The 16,711-nt window shown below is 46.2% G+C and carries 17 protein-coding genes; 6 read left to right on the top strand and 11 right to left on the bottom strand.

Features of this window, described 5'->3' with window-relative positions; all coding sequences use genetic code 11:
* Window positions 1-231 precede the first annotated feature (231 nt).
* A complete protein-coding gene (pyk, locus tag C5470_RS13975) occupies window positions 232-1,674 on the top strand; it encodes a pyruvate kinase (RefSeq protein WP_166290107.1) in 1,443 nt (480 codons plus the stop codon).
* 186 nt (window positions 1,675-1,860) lie between these two features.
* Here the strand turns inward: pyk and lpxM are convergent, their stop codons facing one another.
* The 3 genes from lpxM to znuA form a co-directional block, all read right to left on the bottom strand.
* Complete coding sequence (lpxM, locus tag C5470_RS13970) at window positions 1,861-2,829, bottom strand: lauroyl-Kdo(2)-lipid IV(A) myristoyltransferase (RefSeq protein WP_166290105.1); 969 nt, start codon at window positions 2,827-2,829, stop codon at window positions 1,861-1,863.
* 151 nt (window positions 2,830-2,980) lie between these two features.
* Window positions 2,981-4,288, bottom strand: coding sequence for a murein DD-endopeptidase MepM (gene mepM / locus C5470_RS13965; RefSeq protein WP_166290103.1), 1,308 nt, complete (start codon window positions 4,286-4,288; stop codon window positions 2,981-2,983).
* A 20-nt stretch (window positions 4,289-4,308) separates the two neighbouring features.
* Window positions 4,309-5,256, bottom strand: a complete 948-nt coding sequence (gene znuA / locus C5470_RS13960) for a zinc ABC transporter substrate-binding protein ZnuA (protein ID WP_166290101.1) — start codon at window positions 5,254-5,256, stop codon at window positions 4,309-4,311.
* A 76-nt stretch (window positions 5,257-5,332) separates the two neighbouring features.
* Here znuA and znuC point away from each other — a divergent pair, with 76 nt between their 5' ends.
* Complete coding sequence (gene znuC, locus C5470_RS13955) at window positions 5,333-6,088, top strand: zinc ABC transporter ATP-binding protein ZnuC (RefSeq protein ID WP_166290099.1); 756 nt, start codon at window positions 5,333-5,335, stop codon at window positions 6,086-6,088.
* Window positions 6,088-6,873 (top strand): zinc ABC transporter permease subunit ZnuB, encoded by a 786-nt coding sequence (znuB, locus tag C5470_RS13950; RefSeq protein ID WP_166290196.1) that lies wholly within the window; start codon window positions 6,088-6,090, stop codon window positions 6,871-6,873. The genes znuC and znuB overlap by 1 nt, the downstream gene beginning before the upstream one ends.
* A gap of 102 nt (window positions 6,874-6,975) precedes the next feature.
* Here the strand turns inward: znuB and ruvB are convergent, their stop codons facing one another.
* The 6 genes from ruvB to aspS form a co-directional block, all read right to left on the bottom strand.
* Window positions 6,976-7,977: a Holliday junction branch migration DNA helicase RuvB gene (ruvB, locus tag C5470_RS13945; protein ID WP_152962150.1), complete on the bottom strand. Its 1,002-nt coding sequence runs from the start codon at window positions 7,975-7,977 to the stop codon at window positions 6,976-6,978.
* A gap of 15 nt (window positions 7,978-7,992) precedes the next feature.
* Window positions 7,993-8,610 carry a Holliday junction branch migration protein RuvA gene (ruvA, locus tag C5470_RS13940; protein WP_036847524.1) on the bottom strand — a complete coding sequence of 206 codons (618 nt, stop codon included), beginning with the start codon at window positions 8,608-8,610 and terminating at the stop codon, window positions 7,993-7,995.
* A gap of 78 nt (window positions 8,611-8,688) precedes the next feature.
* On the bottom strand, window positions 8,689-9,210 hold the full coding sequence (ruvC, locus tag C5470_RS13935; protein ID WP_132354909.1) for a crossover junction endodeoxyribonuclease RuvC: 522 nt from the start codon (window positions 9,208-9,210) through the stop codon (window positions 8,689-8,691).
* Window positions 9,211-9,321: 111 nt separating this feature from the next.
* Window positions 9,322-10,065 (bottom strand): YebC/PmpR family DNA-binding transcriptional regulator, encoded by a 744-nt coding sequence (locus tag C5470_RS13930; RefSeq protein ID WP_036847529.1) that lies wholly within the window; start codon window positions 10,063-10,065, stop codon window positions 9,322-9,324.
* 29 nt (window positions 10,066-10,094) lie between these two features.
* Entirely contained in the window at window positions 10,095-10,532 is a 438-nt protein-coding gene (gene nudB / locus C5470_RS13925) for a dihydroneopterin triphosphate diphosphatase (protein ID WP_036847532.1), read from the bottom strand.
* Window positions 10,532-12,304, bottom strand: coding sequence for an aspartate--tRNA ligase (gene aspS / locus C5470_RS13920; protein WP_166290096.1), 1,773 nt, complete (start codon window positions 12,302-12,304; stop codon window positions 10,532-10,534). The genes nudB and aspS overlap by 1 nt, the downstream gene beginning before the upstream one ends.
* Before the next feature lie 283 nt (window positions 12,305-12,587).
* Here aspS and C5470_RS13915 point away from each other — a divergent pair, with 283 nt between their 5' ends.
* From C5470_RS13915 to cmoB, 3 genes are all read left to right on the top strand, one after another.
* Window positions 12,588-12,986, top strand: a complete 399-nt coding sequence (locus C5470_RS13915; protein ID WP_036847536.1) for an MAPEG family protein — start codon at window positions 12,588-12,590, stop codon at window positions 12,984-12,986.
* Between the two features lie 287 nt (window positions 12,987-13,273).
* Entirely contained in the window at window positions 13,274-14,032 is a 759-nt protein-coding gene (gene cmoA, locus C5470_RS13910; RefSeq protein ID WP_166290093.1) for a carboxy-S-adenosyl-L-methionine synthase CmoA, read from the top strand.
* On the top strand, window positions 14,029-15,000 hold the full coding sequence (gene cmoB / locus C5470_RS13905; protein WP_166290090.1) for a tRNA 5-methoxyuridine(34)/uridine 5-oxyacetic acid(34) synthase CmoB: 972 nt from the start codon (window positions 14,029-14,031) through the stop codon (window positions 14,998-15,000). Before cmoA ends, cmoB begins: the two co-directional genes overlap by 4 nt.
* A 54-nt stretch (window positions 15,001-15,054) precedes the next feature.
* Here the strand turns inward: cmoB and cutC are convergent, their stop codons facing one another.
* Together cutC and C5470_RS13895 are read right to left on the bottom strand one after the other, a co-directional pair.
* Window positions 15,055-15,801: a copper homeostasis protein CutC gene (cutC, locus tag C5470_RS13900; protein WP_166290087.1), complete on the bottom strand. Its 747-nt coding sequence runs from the start codon at window positions 15,799-15,801 to the stop codon at window positions 15,055-15,057.
* Between the two features lie 137 nt (window positions 15,802-15,938).
* Window positions 15,939-16,541, bottom strand: coding sequence for a VOC family protein (locus C5470_RS13895; RefSeq protein ID WP_166290084.1), 603 nt, complete (start codon window positions 16,539-16,541; stop codon window positions 15,939-15,941).
* Between the last annotated feature and the right edge of the window lie 170 nt (window positions 16,542-16,711).

Here is a 16,711-nt window from a genome sequence, read left to right as displayed (position 1 = left end):
ATGATAGGATAGAAACATGGCAATGAATATCCACCATAAAGGGTTAGCTGATTCGCCAGGGCATAGTGATTGTGTAAAAACGTTCTCCTGTAGTTCCCCTACAGAGACAACTGTCAGGCACAAGCACTACAGCGAAAAGTATCGGTATGCGCTGATACGGGTCACAAGAAGCCCTACGATAGTCGCTTGCGACTTTGCAGTGGGCATACTAACAGGTCAACGGAGTAATGCATGTCTAGACGGCTCAGAAGAACTAAGATCGTTACTACACTTGGTCCGGCTACCGACCGCGATAATAACCTTGAAAAGATTATTACTGCGGGTGCAAATGTAGTCCGCCTCAACTTTTCCCACGGCACCGCAGAAGATCACATCCAGCGTGCCAATAAAGTCCGCGAGATCGCCGCCCGCCTGGGGTGCCATGTCGCTATTCTTGGCGATCTTCAGGGACCTAAAATCCGCGTATCAACGTTTAAAGAGGGCAAAATTTTCCTGAATATCGGAGATAAATTTCTGCTTGATGCCAACCTTGGCAAAGGCGAAGGCGATAAGGAGAAAGTAGGTATTGATTACAAAGGCTTACCTGCTGATGTTGTCCCGGGTGATATTCTACTGCTGGATGATGGCCGTGTTCAATTGAAAGTATTAGAAGTTCAGGGAATGAAAGTATTCACAGAAGTGACAGTGGGTGGCCCGCTATCCAACAATAAGGGTATCAACAAACTGGGCGGGGGTTTATCTGCTGAAGCCCTGACCGAAAAAGATAAAGAAGACATTATCACCGCCGCCAGAATCGGTGTTGATTACCTCGCCGTCTCTTTTCCCCGCACCGGTGAAGATCTCAATTATGCCCGCCGTTTGGCGCGGGATGCCGGTTGCGAAACGCAGATCGTGGCAAAAGTTGAACGTGCAGAAGCCGTTAGCAGTGATGAAATCATTGATGAAATCATTCTGGCCTCCGATGTTGTGATGGTTGCCCGTGGTGACCTCGGCGTAGAAATCGGTGATCCAGAGTTGGTTGGTGTGCAGAAAAAACTGATCCGCCGCGCCCGCCAGTTGAATCGTGTAGTGATTACCGCGACACAGATGATGGAATCCATGATCACCAACCCAATGCCGACCCGTGCAGAAGTTATGGATGTGGCAAACGCAGTTCTTGACGGTACTGACGCGGTGATGCTCTCCGCTGAAACCGCAGCGGGCCAATACCCTGCCGAAACTGTTGCCGCCATGGCGCGGGTCTGTCTGGGAGCGGAAAAAATGCCAGGGCTCAGCGTATCCAAACATCGGCTAGACACTATTTTCGACAGTACCGAAGAAGCAATTGCCATGTCCACCATGTACGCGGCAAACCATCTAAACGGTGTTAAAGCGATTATCGCAATGACCGAATCAGGCCGCACTACACGAATAATGTCCCGCATCAGTTCTGGTCTACCCATTTTCTCTATGTCCCGTCATGAGAAAACTCTGAACCAAACGGCACTTTACCGTGGTGTTACACCGGTTTATTGCAGCAGTCATACTGACGGCATCACAGCAGCCAATGAAGCCGTTAACCGCCTGCGCGATAAAGGTTATCTGATATCCGGCGACCTTGTTCTGGTGACTCAGGGCGACCAAATGGGAACCATTGGCAGTACCAACACCTGCCGTATTCTTGAAGTGGAATAAAAACTCGCTACATTAGCGTCAGGTTTCCTGGAAGAGATAGATTAAATCGAGAAGAGTAACGCACTTCACTTATCCAACACGACCGACGGTAAAAAAGGTTTTTACCGTCTCTCACGGTTCGTCTTAACAAACTGGTGTTTTAGCTGGGCCGAATGCTCTGTAAACAATTCTGAGCTGTTTTTAAAATCACAGATCTTCCCTATTATACGGCTCAATATCCCCTTCTTTGCGGGTCTTAAGCAATTTAAGGATCCATGTATATTGCTCAGGATTTGGCCGAACTAATTGTTCCAACTCTTCATTCATCCGGCGGGCAATAAAAGTATCATCTTTGCCTTCAATATCCTCCATTGGAGGACGAATATAAATATCAAGCTGATGAGTACGGTAATTATAAACCGGAAACAGTGGCACAATCGCCGCACGGCAAATCTTCATCAACCTCCCAATGGCCGGTAATGTCGCCTTATACGTTGCGAAAAAATCAACAAATTCACTGTGTTCCTCTCCATGATCTTGATCAGGCAGGTAATATCCCCAGTAACCCTGGCGAACCGTAGCAATAAAAGGTTTAATGCCTGCATCACGGGAATGTAAGCGACCACCAAAACGACCCCGGACTTTATTCCACAGATAATCTGCTACAGGGTTCTTCTGATGATGAAACATCGCCGCTGCTTTTTGTCCATTAGCTGTCAGTAATATCGCCGGAATATCCACAGCCCAGCCATGAGGAACCATGAAAATAATGTTTTTCCCCTGCGCTTTCAGGTGACGGGTAATCTCTTCACCATGCCAATGCGTCCGGCTTAACGCTGATTTTGTACCACGCAAACAAATCTCAGCCAGCATAACAAAAGGTTGAGGCGCAGTAGAAAACATTTCATCAATCAACGCCTCGCGCTGCTGCTCTGTCAATTCCGGCATACAGTAGCACAGATTGATCCTCGCTCTGCGGCGCGCCCCTTTTGCCAGCCTGCCAGCCAGCCAGCCTATTTTAGCCAACAAAGGATCACGCATTTTAACCGGGAAGTAAGTCAGCCCAGCCAATACACCTACTCCCAACCATAATCCCCAATAACGAGGATGCAGGTAGGATTTATGAAATGTCGGCACATAACCCACTTTACTGTCTGTATCTGTCTCTTTATGCATGAGCTAACTCTTTAGAACAAAACGATGTCTGCCATTTTAGTACAGAAATTTATATCAGTGGATATCAACCCATCTTTTTCTGGCATAGACAAAACAACGGCGGATGATATCAATCATCCACCTTAAAGTCTGTCATTAATGTGTAATTAAGCTAATCCAGCAAAAGCTGAGGTGTTACCTCTTTTACCGTTGCCAGGAATTCTGTGCGATCTTTACCACTCAGACCACCAGAACGCGGCAATTTCGCCGTTAATGGATTTACCGCCTGCTGATTGATCCAGAATTCATAGTGCAAATGAGGCCCCGTGGAACGACCGGTACTACCGGACAACGCGATACGATCACCACGTTTTACCTTCTGCCCTGGTTTCACCAACAGTTTTCTCAGGTGCATATAACGGGTGGTATATTGGCGGCCATGACGAATAGCGATGAAGTTCCCTGCCGCCCCATTATATTTGGAGACAATAACCTCACCGTCACCTACCGCCAAAACCGGGCTTCCCACCGGCATAGCAAAATCCACCCCTTTGTGTGGTGCGACACGCCCTGTTACCGGATTCACACGCCGGGGATTAAAGTGAGAAGATACACGGAATTGTTTCGTTGTTGGAAAACGTAAAAAGCCGCGTTCAAGACCGGAACCTTCACGATCATAAAAACGCCCATCTTCCGCACGGATAGCATAATAATCTTTACCGCTACTGTTCAGGCGAACACCCAGTAATTGGCTCTGTTCACTGTGACCATCCAGCATTTCACGGGAAAGTAATACAGAGAAGCGATCACCTTTATGTAATTTGCGCAAATCAATTTGCCATTGCAGTGCCTTGGTGACTTCACGTGCTTCACTGCTGGTTAATCCCGCGTTTAAAGCACTGCTGGTAAAGTTACTATCAACCACACCTATAATCGCGCTGTTTTTCCACTCACCTTTCTGAAATGATTTCGTTTCTTTAAAGACATCACCTTCACGGGTATAAATACGGCTTTCACGACGGGAAACACCCCAAGTCAGACTTTGCAGATCACCCGCTTCATTTACCGTCCATGATAATGGCTGACCAATGTTCAGCCCCCGTAACACTTTATGCTGACTTGCCAGTAACGCCACGTCAGAAGCATCAATACCAAATTGCGTCAAAATGCTACTGAGGGTATCACCGTCAGAGACAATATATTCATGCGGAGTTTGAGCCGTCGCTTCCGAATTCGTCTCTTCATCGGGAATGCCCTCATCCGGTAATTGCTCACTACTATCCGCAATAATCTCATCAGTATTTGCCGGGGCACTGATAGCAATACTGCCGGTACTTATTTCTTCCTGTTCATGATGATAAGCAATTGGCTGCCACATCGTGACAACCAATGTCGCCAAAGTCAGCGAACCCAGCATAATCTTATGCGGTCGCGGTAACTCCCTATACACCAGAACGATAGTTTTAACTATCTGCTGCACTAATCGAATTCCTTATTACTTTAATTCAGGCAACTCGCGTATTGTTCCGACAACTGAGTTATAAATTTCATATAGCTGTCCTTATCCAATACGATGCGGCCTCCTAACGGGTCTAAAGTGCCCATACGCACCCCCGTATTCTTCGCTACCGCATTAATAACGGTCGGCCTGAATTGCGGTTCAGCAAAAATGCAGGTTGCCTTCTGCTCAACCAATTGTGTTCGTATATGATGTAATTTTTGCGCGCCGGGCTGTATTTCAGGGTTAATCGTAAAATGCCCTAACGGGGTCAAGCCATAATGCTGTTCGAAATAGCCATAGGCGTCGTGAAAAACAAAATACCCCCTACCGCGCGCCAGCTGAAGAATATTAGCAATATTTTTGTCAGTTTGCGCAAGATGAACGTTGAATTTACGTAGGTTTACGTCCAGTGCCGCTTTTTTCTGCGGATAACGCGCTAATAATTGGTCATGGATCCCCTGAGCAGCCTGTTTCGCTATTTCTGGCGACAACCAAATGTGCATATTATATTCACCATGAGAATGATGTTCATGGTTCTCTTCATGGTTATGATGATTCGATTCCTGTAAATCTTCATCATTCTTTAGCAATAGTGGTTTAATCGCCGGCAATTGCGCTAATACCAGCTGTTTATCTTGTGGCACTTTGGTTAACGGTTTAGACAAAAAGATTTCCATATCAGGACCAACCCACACAAATAAATCTGCCTGATTAATCTTCTTAAGATCAGACGGTTTCAATGCATAATCATGTGGTGAAGCGCCATCAGGCAACAATACCTGCGTATCAGTAACACCCTCAGTTATTGCCGCAGCAATAAAACCCAACGGACGAATTGATGTCACCACATCAGCATTAGCCGATGGTATTGTTCCTGACATAAAAACAGTGGCAATTGCAGCTTTGCAGAAAAATTTCTGCGCCAATTTATATGATTTGTGCAACATAATGTAAATATCTCGTGGACAGAAGCAAGAATTGTTATATTATAACATCTCAATGTTCACGCAAGATATATTTAGCATGTCGACACTCATCACTTTAAAAAATGTTGCAGTTACCTTCGGCAACCGTCAGGTATTAAACAATATTTCTCTTAGCTTGCAACAAGGGAATATCCTGACGTTGCTGGGTCCCAATGGTGCCGGTAAGTCAACATTAGTCCGTGTTGTTTTGGGGCTTATTGAGCCGTCATCCGGCACGATTGAGCATACCGATGGACTGAGAATCGGCTATGTTCCACAGAAGTTGCATCTTGATCCTACCCTGCCACTGACAGTCAAACGCTTTATGATGCTGAAACCTGGCGTAAAATCCGCCGATATATTGCCGACGCTTGAACGGGTTAACGCGGCTCACCTCTTGCAGCAACCGATGCAAAAATTATCCGGCGGAGAAAACCAACGGGTTTTATTAGCCAGAGCGCTATTAAATCAACCCCAATTGCTGGTGCTTGATGAACCGACACAAGGCGTTGATGTTAATGGTCAGTTAGCACTGTATGATTTAATTAATCAAATCAGAACTGAATTACATTGTGCTGTACTGATGGTATCCCATGATTTGCATTTGGTGATGGCGAAAACAGACGAAGTTTTATGCCTTAATCAACATATTTGCTGTTCGGGTACACCGGAAGTTGTTTCAACTCACCCTGAATTTATCGCTATGTTTGGTCATCATGGCACCGGGCAATTAGCAATATATCGGCATCAACATAATCACCATCATGATCTGAAAGGAAAAATTATCTTGAAAAATAACAGGGAATGCCAGTGATGATTGAATTATTACTCCCCGGTTGGTTGGTTGGCATATTATTGGCGATTGCTGCCGGACCATTAGGATCATTTGTTGTCTGGCGCAGAATGTCCTATTTTGGCGATACTCTGGCTCATGCGTCATTATTGGGCGTCGCTTTCGGATTATTACTCAATATCAGCCCTTTTTACGCGGTTATCGCGGTCACGTTGATATTGGCAATCATGCTGGTCTGGCTGGAAAAACGACCGCAACTGGCCATTGATACTTTATTGGGGATTATGGCTCACAGCGCCTTATCATTAGGCTTGGTGGTTGTCAGTTTAATGTCCAATGTGCGGGTTGATTTAATGGCTTATCTGTTTGGTGACTTACTGTCAGTCACTTATGAAGATATCTGGCTGATTGCAATCGGTGTCGCTATTGTTACTACACTGCTGTTCCGGCAATGGAACGCCCTGCTTTCTATGACAGTCAGCCAAGAAATGGCGTTTGTGGATGGCATTAAAATCCAGCGGTTGAGAGTGCTGTTAATGCTGGTAACAGCCTTGACAATTGGCCTGGCAATGAAGTTTGTCGGCGCTCTGATTATCACTTCTCTGCTGATTATTCCCGCTGCCACCGCTCGCCGTTTTGCCCGTACACCGGAACAAATGGCCGGTATTGCCATTATCGTTGGTATGCTCGCTGTCACCGGCGGATTAGCTTTTTCCGCCTTTTATGACACGCCAGCCGGGCCTTCTGTTGTTCTGTGCGCTGCGGTGCTATTTATTATCAGCCTACTCAGTAAGGCAAGAAGTTGATTCACTGAGTTGCTACGCTCAATTACCAATGAAGAAAACCCGGGATAGGGTTCCCTTGACGGAGCCCCATCCCAATTAGCTCACACTGCAAACTGATTGTGCCTAATCTCTGACCATACCAAAATGGCGATAAGCATGATCGGTGGCGATTCGTCCACGGGAAGTCCGTTGAATAAAACCTTGCTGGATCAGGAATGGCTCCAGCACATCCTCAATCGTTTCCCGCTCCTCACCGATGGCGGCGGCAAGGTTATCCACCCCCACAGGCCCGCCCATAAATTTATCAATGATGGCAATCAATAACTTACGATCCAGATAATCAAAACCGGCAGAATCCACACTCAGCATATCCAGCGCCTTGGTAGCAATTTCACTATCAATCCCACCATTCCCTTTCACCTGAGCAAAATCACGCACCCGACGCAGTAAACGGTTGGTAATACGCGGCGTTCCACGGGAACGCATGGCAATCTGCCGCGCACCATCATTAGTAATATCCACCCCCATATAACGGGCGCTGCGGGAGACGATACTTTGCAAATCATCCACATTATAAAATTCAAGGCGCTGCACAATACCGAAACGATCACGCAGTGGAGAAGTCAGGGAGCCTGCACGCGTGGTAGCGCCAATCAGGGTAAAAGGCGGCAAATCAATTTTGATCGAACGGGCTGCCGGCCCCTCGCCAATCATAATATCCAGCTGATAGTCTTCCATTGCCGGATAGAGAATCTCTTCCACCACCGGCGATAAACGGTGAATTTCGTCGATAAACAAAACATCGTGCGGTTCAAGATTTGTCAGCATTGCCGCCAAATCCCCCGCCTTTTCCAAGACCGGGCCAGACGTTGTGCGAAGATTTACCCCCATCTCATTGGCAACAATATTCGCCAGGGTTGTTTTCCCCAACCCGGGCGGGCCAAAAATCAGCAGATGGTCAAGGGCATCACCACGCTGTCTGGCCGCCTGAATAAAAATCTCCATCTGCTCACAGACCTGCGGCTGCCCGACATATTCAGACAGTAATTTGGGTCTGATTGCGCGGTCAATGGCTTCATCATCTTGTAAAACTTCCGCGGAAACCAGACGGTCAGCTTCAATCATGGTATACCCCTGTGATTAAAGAGCGGCACGAAGTGCTTCGCGGATAAGTGTTTCACAATCAGCTCCCGGTTTAGCGACTTTACTGATCATTCGGCTGGCCTCTTGCAGCTTATAACCCAGAGAGACTAACGCGGCGGCGGCTTCCGCTTCGATATCAGCATCAGAAGTTGTCTGTTTGGCGGTTGCCGGCAGATTAATATCACTGCTCTGATTAAACAGATCGCCATTAAGCCCTTTAAAACGATCTTTCATTTCAACCACCAGCCGTTCAGCCGTTTTTTTACCCACACCCGGCAATTTAACCAGAGAAGCAATCGCCTCTTTCTCAATCGCAGAAACAAATTGCTGCGCAGACATACCCGAAAGAATAGCCAGCGCTAGTTTAGGGCCGACGCCATTCACTTTAATCAGTTCACGGAACAGCGCCCGCTCCTGTTTATCATTAAAACCATAAAGTAATTGCGCATCTTCACGCACCACAAAGTGAGTAAACAGAACAGTTTCCTGTCCGGTCTCAGGCAATTCATAAAAACAGGTCATTGGCATATAAACTTCATAACCCACGCCATTCGTTTCCAGCAAAACCAACGGTGGTTGTTTTTCCAGCACAATTCCTCTGAGACGCCCTATCACTTGTTTACCCCCTGCAAATAAAACTGATTATTCTGCTAATGCTTATAACATAAAAAAAGCTGGATGCATATCCAGCCGTTATTTTAAACGTCCTCGCGCCAGCATTAATCTGGGATCACCGACACGCAAAAGATTCTGATTAAAGTGGCAATGGGTTATCGCAATTGCCAACGCATCTGCCGCATCAGATTGCGGATTAGCAGACAATTTCAGCATAGAACGCACCATATGCTGAACCTGACTTTTTTCAGCCGCCCCAGTGCCGACAACTGTCTGTTTAACCTGCCGGGCAGCATATTCAAAAACCGGTACAGATTGATTTACCGCAGCCAGAATAGCAACGCCACGCGCTTGCCCTAATTTCAGCGCTGAATCCGGGTTTTTCGCCATAAACACCTGCTCAATAGCAAAAGCATCCGGTTGGAATTGCGTAATAATTTCAAGGATACCGGCATAAATGCGCTGTAACCGGTTAGGCAGATCATCAACTTTTGTCCGGATACAGCCACTGCCAAGGTAGATCAAATGGCGCCCCTGCTGGCGGATCACACCATAGCCAGTGACACGGGAGCCTGGGTCGATACCTAAGATAATCGCCATATCTGTTTATTCGCCTTTATGATCATCTTTCAATAAGGGGGAATAAAAACGTTAGAGAAAGTGCCCTGAACCCCCAGTGCACTTTCTCTACGCTATACAACCCGATTGAAATTACAGCAGAGCTGCAACTTCATCAGAGATTTCACCGTTATGGTAAACCTCTTGTACGTCGTCTGAATCTTCCAGCATATCGATAAGACGCAGTAACTTAGGCGCGGTTTCCGCATCCAATTCAGCTTTAGTGGAAGGGATCATCGAAACTTCTGCTGATTCGGCAACAAAACCGGCAGCATCCAATGCATCTTTCACGTCACCAAACGTTTCTGGTGAGGTGTAGACATCAATAGCGCCATCATCATAGGTTTCCACATCATCAGCCCCTGCTTCCAACGCCGCTTCCATAACAGCATCTTCATCCAATCCCGGCGCATAAGAAATTACGCCTTTCTTGGTGAACAGATAAGCAACAGAGCCATCCGTACCCAGATTACCGCCGGTTTTAGTGAAAGCATGACGAACATCAGAAACCGTACGGTTACGGTTATCACTCAGACATTCAACCATTACCGCGGTACCCCCCGGACCATAACCTTCATAAATGATGGTTTCCATGTTGTCAGCATCATCGTTGCCAACACCACGGGCAATAGCCCGGTTCAAGGTATCGCGGGTCATGTTGTTGGACAGCGCTTTATCAACCGCCGCCCGCAGACGTGGGTTAGCTGCCGGATCACCACCACCCAAACGGGCAGCCGTTACCAGCTCCCGAATAATTTTGGTGAAAATTTTACCGCGTTTCGCATCCTGTGCCGCTTTGCGGTGCTTGGTATTGGCCCATTTACTATGACCTGCCATAAGGTTCTCCGATAAAACATCTAATTAACTTAATTAATCACAAATTCTTCAATTGCCTGCCGATTACTCCATGACTTAGTGAGCTTTGCCGCTTTATCCGCATCCAGCCACTGGTAAGCCTGGTGTTCAGTCAACAGGAGTTCTCGCTCTTGAGGCAATGCCAGACAGAACCAGTACTCTTTATTACGGGTTACTCCCGGAGCATAACGATGACGCAAATGGGTAAAAATCTCATAATAAAGCGAGCGCCGGCAATTTATCAGTTCAAGATTTTCACCGATGATATCAATACCGACTTCTTCTTGCACTTCACGCAATGCTGTCTCACGCGGCGTTTCGTCCCCGTCAAGGCTACCCGTCACAGATTGCCAAAAATCAGGATCATCCCGCCGCTGTAGCATCAGCACCCGTCTGCTGGAAAACGCATAAATAACAACCAGAACAGATTCAGGGCGCTTATAAGCCATTATTCACTCTCTTTCCGGGCCACAACCGAAATTGACAGATCTTCAAGCGCGGCCAGATTTGCATAACTTGGCGCTTCGGTCATCAGACAAGCAGCAGCGGTGGTTTTAGGGAACGCGATAACATCACGGATGTTATCGGTCCCTGTCAGCAACATCACCAGACGGTCAAGACCGAATGCCAGGCCTGCATGGGGTGGCGTCCCAAACTTCAGCGCATCCAGCAAGAAACCAAATTTTTCCTGCTGCTCCTGCTCATTAATTCCCAAAATGCGGAACACCGCTTGTTGCATGTCGTTACGGTGAATACGCACTGATCCCCCACCCACTTCATAGCCATTAATCACCATATCGTAAGCATTGGCAATGGCTGAAAGCGGATTTTGCGCCAACGCTTCCGCTGACATATCACGCGGTGAAGTAAACGGATGGTGCATTGCACTCAAACCGCCTTCATCATCATTTTCGAACATTGGGAAATCGATAACCCACAGCGGTTGCCAGCTATTCAGTTGCGTCAGGTTCAAATCGCGACCTAATTTCAGACGAAGTGCTCCCAAGGCATCAGTGACCACTTTGATACTGCCGGCACCGAAGAACAGAATATCGCCATCCTGCGCACCGGTACGGGAAAGCAGACCTTCAATCACTTCTGCATTCAGGAACTTCGCCACCGGGCTTTGTACCCCTTCCAGACCCGCACCACGATTATTGACTTTTATCCACGCCAACCCTTTGGCGCCGTAAATCCCAACAAATTTGCCATATTCATCAATTTGTTTACGGCTCAGTTCAGCCCCACCCGGAACGCGGATAACCGCTACGCGGCCTTTACTGTCATTCGCCGGTTCAGCAAAAACACTGAACTCCACATTCTTGACCAGATCAGCGACATCGACCAGTTCCAGTGGGTTACGTAAATCAGGTTTATCAGAACCGAAACGGCGCATGGCCTCAGCAAAAGTCATGACCGGGAAATGCCCGAGATCAACACCTTTAATTTCCAGCCACAATTCGCGGATCATCGTTTCCATCATTCCCCTTACCTGCTCGGCAGTCATAAAGGACGTTTCCACGTCGATCTGAGTGAATTCTGGCTGGCGGTCCGCACGCAAATCTTCATCACGAAAGCATTTCACAATCTGATAATAACGATCAAAACCGGACATCATCAGCAATTGCTTAAATAACTGCGGGGATTGAGGCAATGCATAAAATTTGCCTTTATGAACGCGGCTCGGCACTAAATAATCACGGGCACCTTCTGGTGTGGCTTTAGTCAGCATCGGCGTTTCAATATCCAGGAAATCCTCACCATCCATAAAACGGCGGACAAAGCTGGTAATTTTAGCGCGTGTTTTCAGGCGATTTGCCATTTCAGGACGGCGCAGATCAATATAGCGATATTTCAGACGCTGCTCTTCACTGTTCGTCTGGTTGCTATCCAAAGGCAAAGATTCAGAGCGGTTGATAATATTCAGACTTTCCGCAAAAACCTCGATTTCACCGGTAGCCATATCTTTATTGATTTGACTGTCAGGACGCGCGCGTACAGTACCGGTGATTTGAATACAGAATTCATTACGCAGCTCAGAAGCCAAAGAAAACGCTGCTTGCTGATCCGGATCAAAAAATACCTGAACGATACCTTCACGATCACGCATATCAATAAAAATCAGGCCACCCAGATCACGGCGGCGGTTTACCCAACCACAAAGAGTCACTTTCTGGCCTTCATGGGTCAGATTCAACTGCCCACAATAATCAGTACGCATACAATATCCTTTTACTCGGCTGTTGTGCTTTCGCTGCGGAAATTTTGGCATCGTTCTTGAACTTTTTTAAATACGAAAAGTTCAGAACTGTCAAAAAAGGCCACCATTATAATAGAAATTCTGCTCAGAGATAAGGGTAGGCAATATCCTGGATAATACAATTGCCTTGATGTCTGATAATCAGACAATTTATTTTCAATTCCTGTTTTTTATAGCGACAGTTTTATTTTTGAGGTTTATCATAACCTAATTGGCCAATTTCGGTTAGGCAATGGAGTTAAAAATGGTTAGCTCGCTTTATGTTGTGTTGGGCGCACTATTATTGATTAAGCTGTCTTTTGATGTGGTTAAACTAAGAACGCAATATCGGGTTTCATATGGAGATGGTGGTTTTTACGAATTGCAAACCGCTATCCGTATTCACGGCAATGCTGTGGAATATATTCCCATCTCTATGTTATTACTGGTGATGATGGAGATGAACGGCTCGAATGTCTGGATGATACATGTCTGTGGTTTGATCCTGCTCACTGGCAGGTTGTTACATTATTATGGCCTGTACCACCGTGAGTTCCGCTGGCGACGTTCAGGCATGGTAGCAACCTATCTCTCCATGGTATTGATGGTGATTGCCAATATTTACTACCTGCCCTGGGAACAGATATTTTCTCTTTATGTCTGATATTGCCGCCACTGAAACAAACAGGCAGCGAGTTCCGCTGCCTATTAATTCCAACCGTAGCTGTTCCATCCCCTGCAAATATGTCCCCATTGGGTTACGTTTCAAATCGGTAATATTTGCTACTACATTTGTTAAGATCTGATATGCCATACACCACCTCATTCTTTTATGTAAGCAAACAATAGGTCATTTAAAGGTGCTTTTTAATACAGAGAAAATTGGTTCAAGGTCAAGCTTTACATCTGTTAGAATGTCGCCTTCTATTTTTTCTAATAATCAATGCTGTTATGTCAAATCAAGATCCTCACAATCAAAGGGATAGCCTGTTTGCCGCTCCCATTGCCAATCTAGGTGACTGGCGTTTCGATGAACGGGTTGCAGAAGTTTTCCCTGATATGATCCAACGCTCTGTGCCAGGTTATTCAAATATTGTTTCCATGATTGGTATGCTGGTCAGTCGTTTCGTGACATCAAACAGTCAAATTTATGACCTGGGTTGTTCTCTTGGCGCATCAACCCTGGCGATGCGCCGCAATATTATGGCTGAAAATTGCAAGATCATCGCCGTTGATAATTCTCCGGCCATGGTAGAACGCTGTCGTCGCCATATTGATGCATTCCGGGCGCACACACCGGTTGACGTTATTGAAGCTGATATTCTCGACATTGACATTCAGAATGCCTCAATGGTTGTGCTGAATTTCACCTTACAATTTCTCAACCCGCAAGATAGGCAAGGTTTACTTAACCGGATTTATCAGGGATTACGTCCAGGTGGTGTGTTAGTTTTATCCGAGAAATTCAGTTTTGAAGATCAACAGATTGGTGAGTTGCTGTTTAATATGCACCATGATTTTAAGCGTGCTAACGGCTACAGCGAACTGGAAATCAGCCAGAAACGCAGCATGCTTGAAAATGTGATGCTGACGGATTCCATCGAAACACATAAATCCCGCCTCCATCAGTCTGGTTTTGAACATGTTGAAGTCTGGTTTCAGTGTTTCAATTTCGGCTCATTATTGGCGATAAAAGGAGCTGATAAATGATCGATTTCGGTAATTTTTATCAGCTTATCGCCAGGAGCAACCTCCAACACTGGCTTCATTGTCTTCCGGTTCAACTGGATGAATGGCAAAAAGCCGCCCTGCATGGCAATTTTAAATCGTGGATCAAGACTCTGGAAAACCTACCCAAAATTTCGCCGACCAAATTAGATCTGAAAAATGGTGTGATTGCAGAACGGGATCCACCGCTATCCACGGGTGAAAAAGTCTGTATTACCAATATATTGAGAGTATTTATGCCATGGCGCAAAGGGCCATTCTCTCTTTATAATGTGAATATCGATACTGAATGGCGTTCAGATTGGAAATGGGATCGGGTACTGCCCCATATTTCTCCCTTAGCGGGCCGGACAATTCTTGATGTTGGCTGTGGCAGCGGCTATCACCTGTGGCGGATGGTCGGTGAAGGGGCTGAACTTGCGGTTGGTATCGATCCGACTCAGCTTTTTCTTTGCCAGTTTGAAGCCGTCAGAAAGTTGCTTGGCAGCGATCAACGTGCTCATCTTTTACCTCTGGGAATCGAACAATTACCGGCACTGGCCGCTTTTGATACCGTTTTTTCAATGGGCGTCCTCTATCACCGTCGTTCCCCACTCGACCATCTTTGGCAGTTAAAAAACCAACTGGTATCCGATGGCGAATTGGTGCTGGAAAGTTTGGTTACTGAGGGTGATGAACACACTTGCCTAATCCCTGGCGAGCGCTATGCCCAGATGCGTAATGTTTATTTCATCCCATCAGCGAAAATGCTAAAAGTCTGGCTGGAAAAGTGCGGTTTTGTTGATGTCAGGATTGTCGATCATGCCATAACTACCACGGAAGAACAGCGCCGTACAGACTGGATGAAAACAGAATCGTTATCTGATTTTCTCGATCCTGAGGATAGTGGTAAAACCATCGAGGGCTATCCAGCCCCGCTGCGTGCCGTACTGATTGCCCGTAAGCCCTGATAATTTGAAATCTGGCCCAGCAGGGCCAGTTCGAAATTGGCTTAACAACAGAATTTATTCAAACAAGGTCAGACTCAGGATCCCTTTCATGACCTCTACCACACCACCATCAACGCAGTAATGTGAAAACTCATCCACTTCATTGTCAGAACTCATTGTCACCCCCGCTTTGCGGTAGGTCATGGTGGAAGGCATCACCCGACTGGCAGAACTGTGAACTTCCGTTAGCCCTATATCAATAAATTTATGAATATTACTCAGACGGACACCCGCGCCCGCCATAATAATTGGCCCCTGACTGGCCTGATGAAGTTCTTTCAATAAGGGCAATCCCAATTCAGCATTCTGTTGCTGACCGGAAGTCAATATTCGCTTAACACCAAGCTGAGTCAGTTGATCCAATGCCACATTAGGATTAAAACACATATCAAACGCGCGGTGAAACGTGACCGCCATATCGCCGGACAACGCCATCAATTGTTGCATCCGCGGCAAATCAATATGTCCTTCTTCATCCAACACACCAAAAACGATGCCCATAAATCCCATATCACGGATCTGAGCAACATCATTTTTCATCACCTCAAAATCTGAATAGCTGTAACAAAAATCACCGCCTCTTGGACGTACAATTGGATGTACAGGAATCGTTAATTGCTCAATAGCCTGCTTCAATGTACCAAAACTCGGTGTTAATCCTCCTTCCGTCGGACTGGCGCACAACTCTATCCGGTCAGCCCCAGCCTGTTGTGCGATTAATGCGCAACCTACGCTAAAACAACAAATTTCTAACTTTGTCATCAGAAGTTCCTTGAACACCCAGTCAATAACGAGCAATTAATGAACCTAAACGATTCAGTAACTCAACTCACTAACTATGACATTTAATTATTCCCAATGATTTGTAGGAAATCACAAGGTCAGAATTTTTATCTGGATCACAAGGATGGAAAAGTTAATTTTGCTGACTGGTGCTCACTTTTAACAATATCACGCAATGTAAATGGGTGAAATTTGACTGTGATCTCACCATCAGTGATTGCTAAGGTAGGATTAGGCAGCCGCTCCTGCTCCCCTTTGGGCTGACTCTCTTTAACAGAAAAACCGGTCGGCAAAGGCTGCGGTAATAATGCCCTTGCTTCTGCCAACAACATTTCCGGCGCCACAGGCAGCACCAGCTCTACATGCTCCCATCCCTGATGTGCATAAGCTTTCTTACCGGGGTATGGCAATTCAACACAATCAATCTGCCAGTTAAGCACCGTTATTGGCTGTGCCAAATCAAACAGACAGATTGGACGCCCATTAATAATACTTTCCGACATCAAACTCCCACACTGTAAAAAACCTTTACGCCAACGCTCCGCTACGTCCATATCGTGACAGCGTAAAGAGATATGATCGGCCTGATATTTATCAAAATCCAAGTTAAGCCGCTGCCTGAATTGGGATAGTTTTTGTGTAAACATTGCCAGATCAGCAACTAAACCCTGTAATTCAGCAATATTCTGTAATTCAACAACAGAAGAAAAATGTGTCATATCATCCCGGTTAACATGCAATAAATTGGTACCTTTTCTTAGCGTGACTGCTCCCCGCCGTAAAGAGGGTGTCGCAAAAGGTCGGCATTGAAAATAACCCCACAGAAATTTATTGCCTGTTATTGGGACTGGCAACCCATGACAGGCTAAAAATAGCCCATAATATCAGG

It is taken from the genome of Photorhabdus stackebrandtii (assembly GCF_011189495.1).
Classification (GTDB): Bacteria; Pseudomonadota; Gammaproteobacteria; order Enterobacterales; family Enterobacteriaceae; genus Photorhabdus; species Photorhabdus khanii.
The sequence above is the reverse complement of the archived record's forward strand: the minus strand, read 5'-3'. Positions and strand labels throughout refer to the sequence as shown.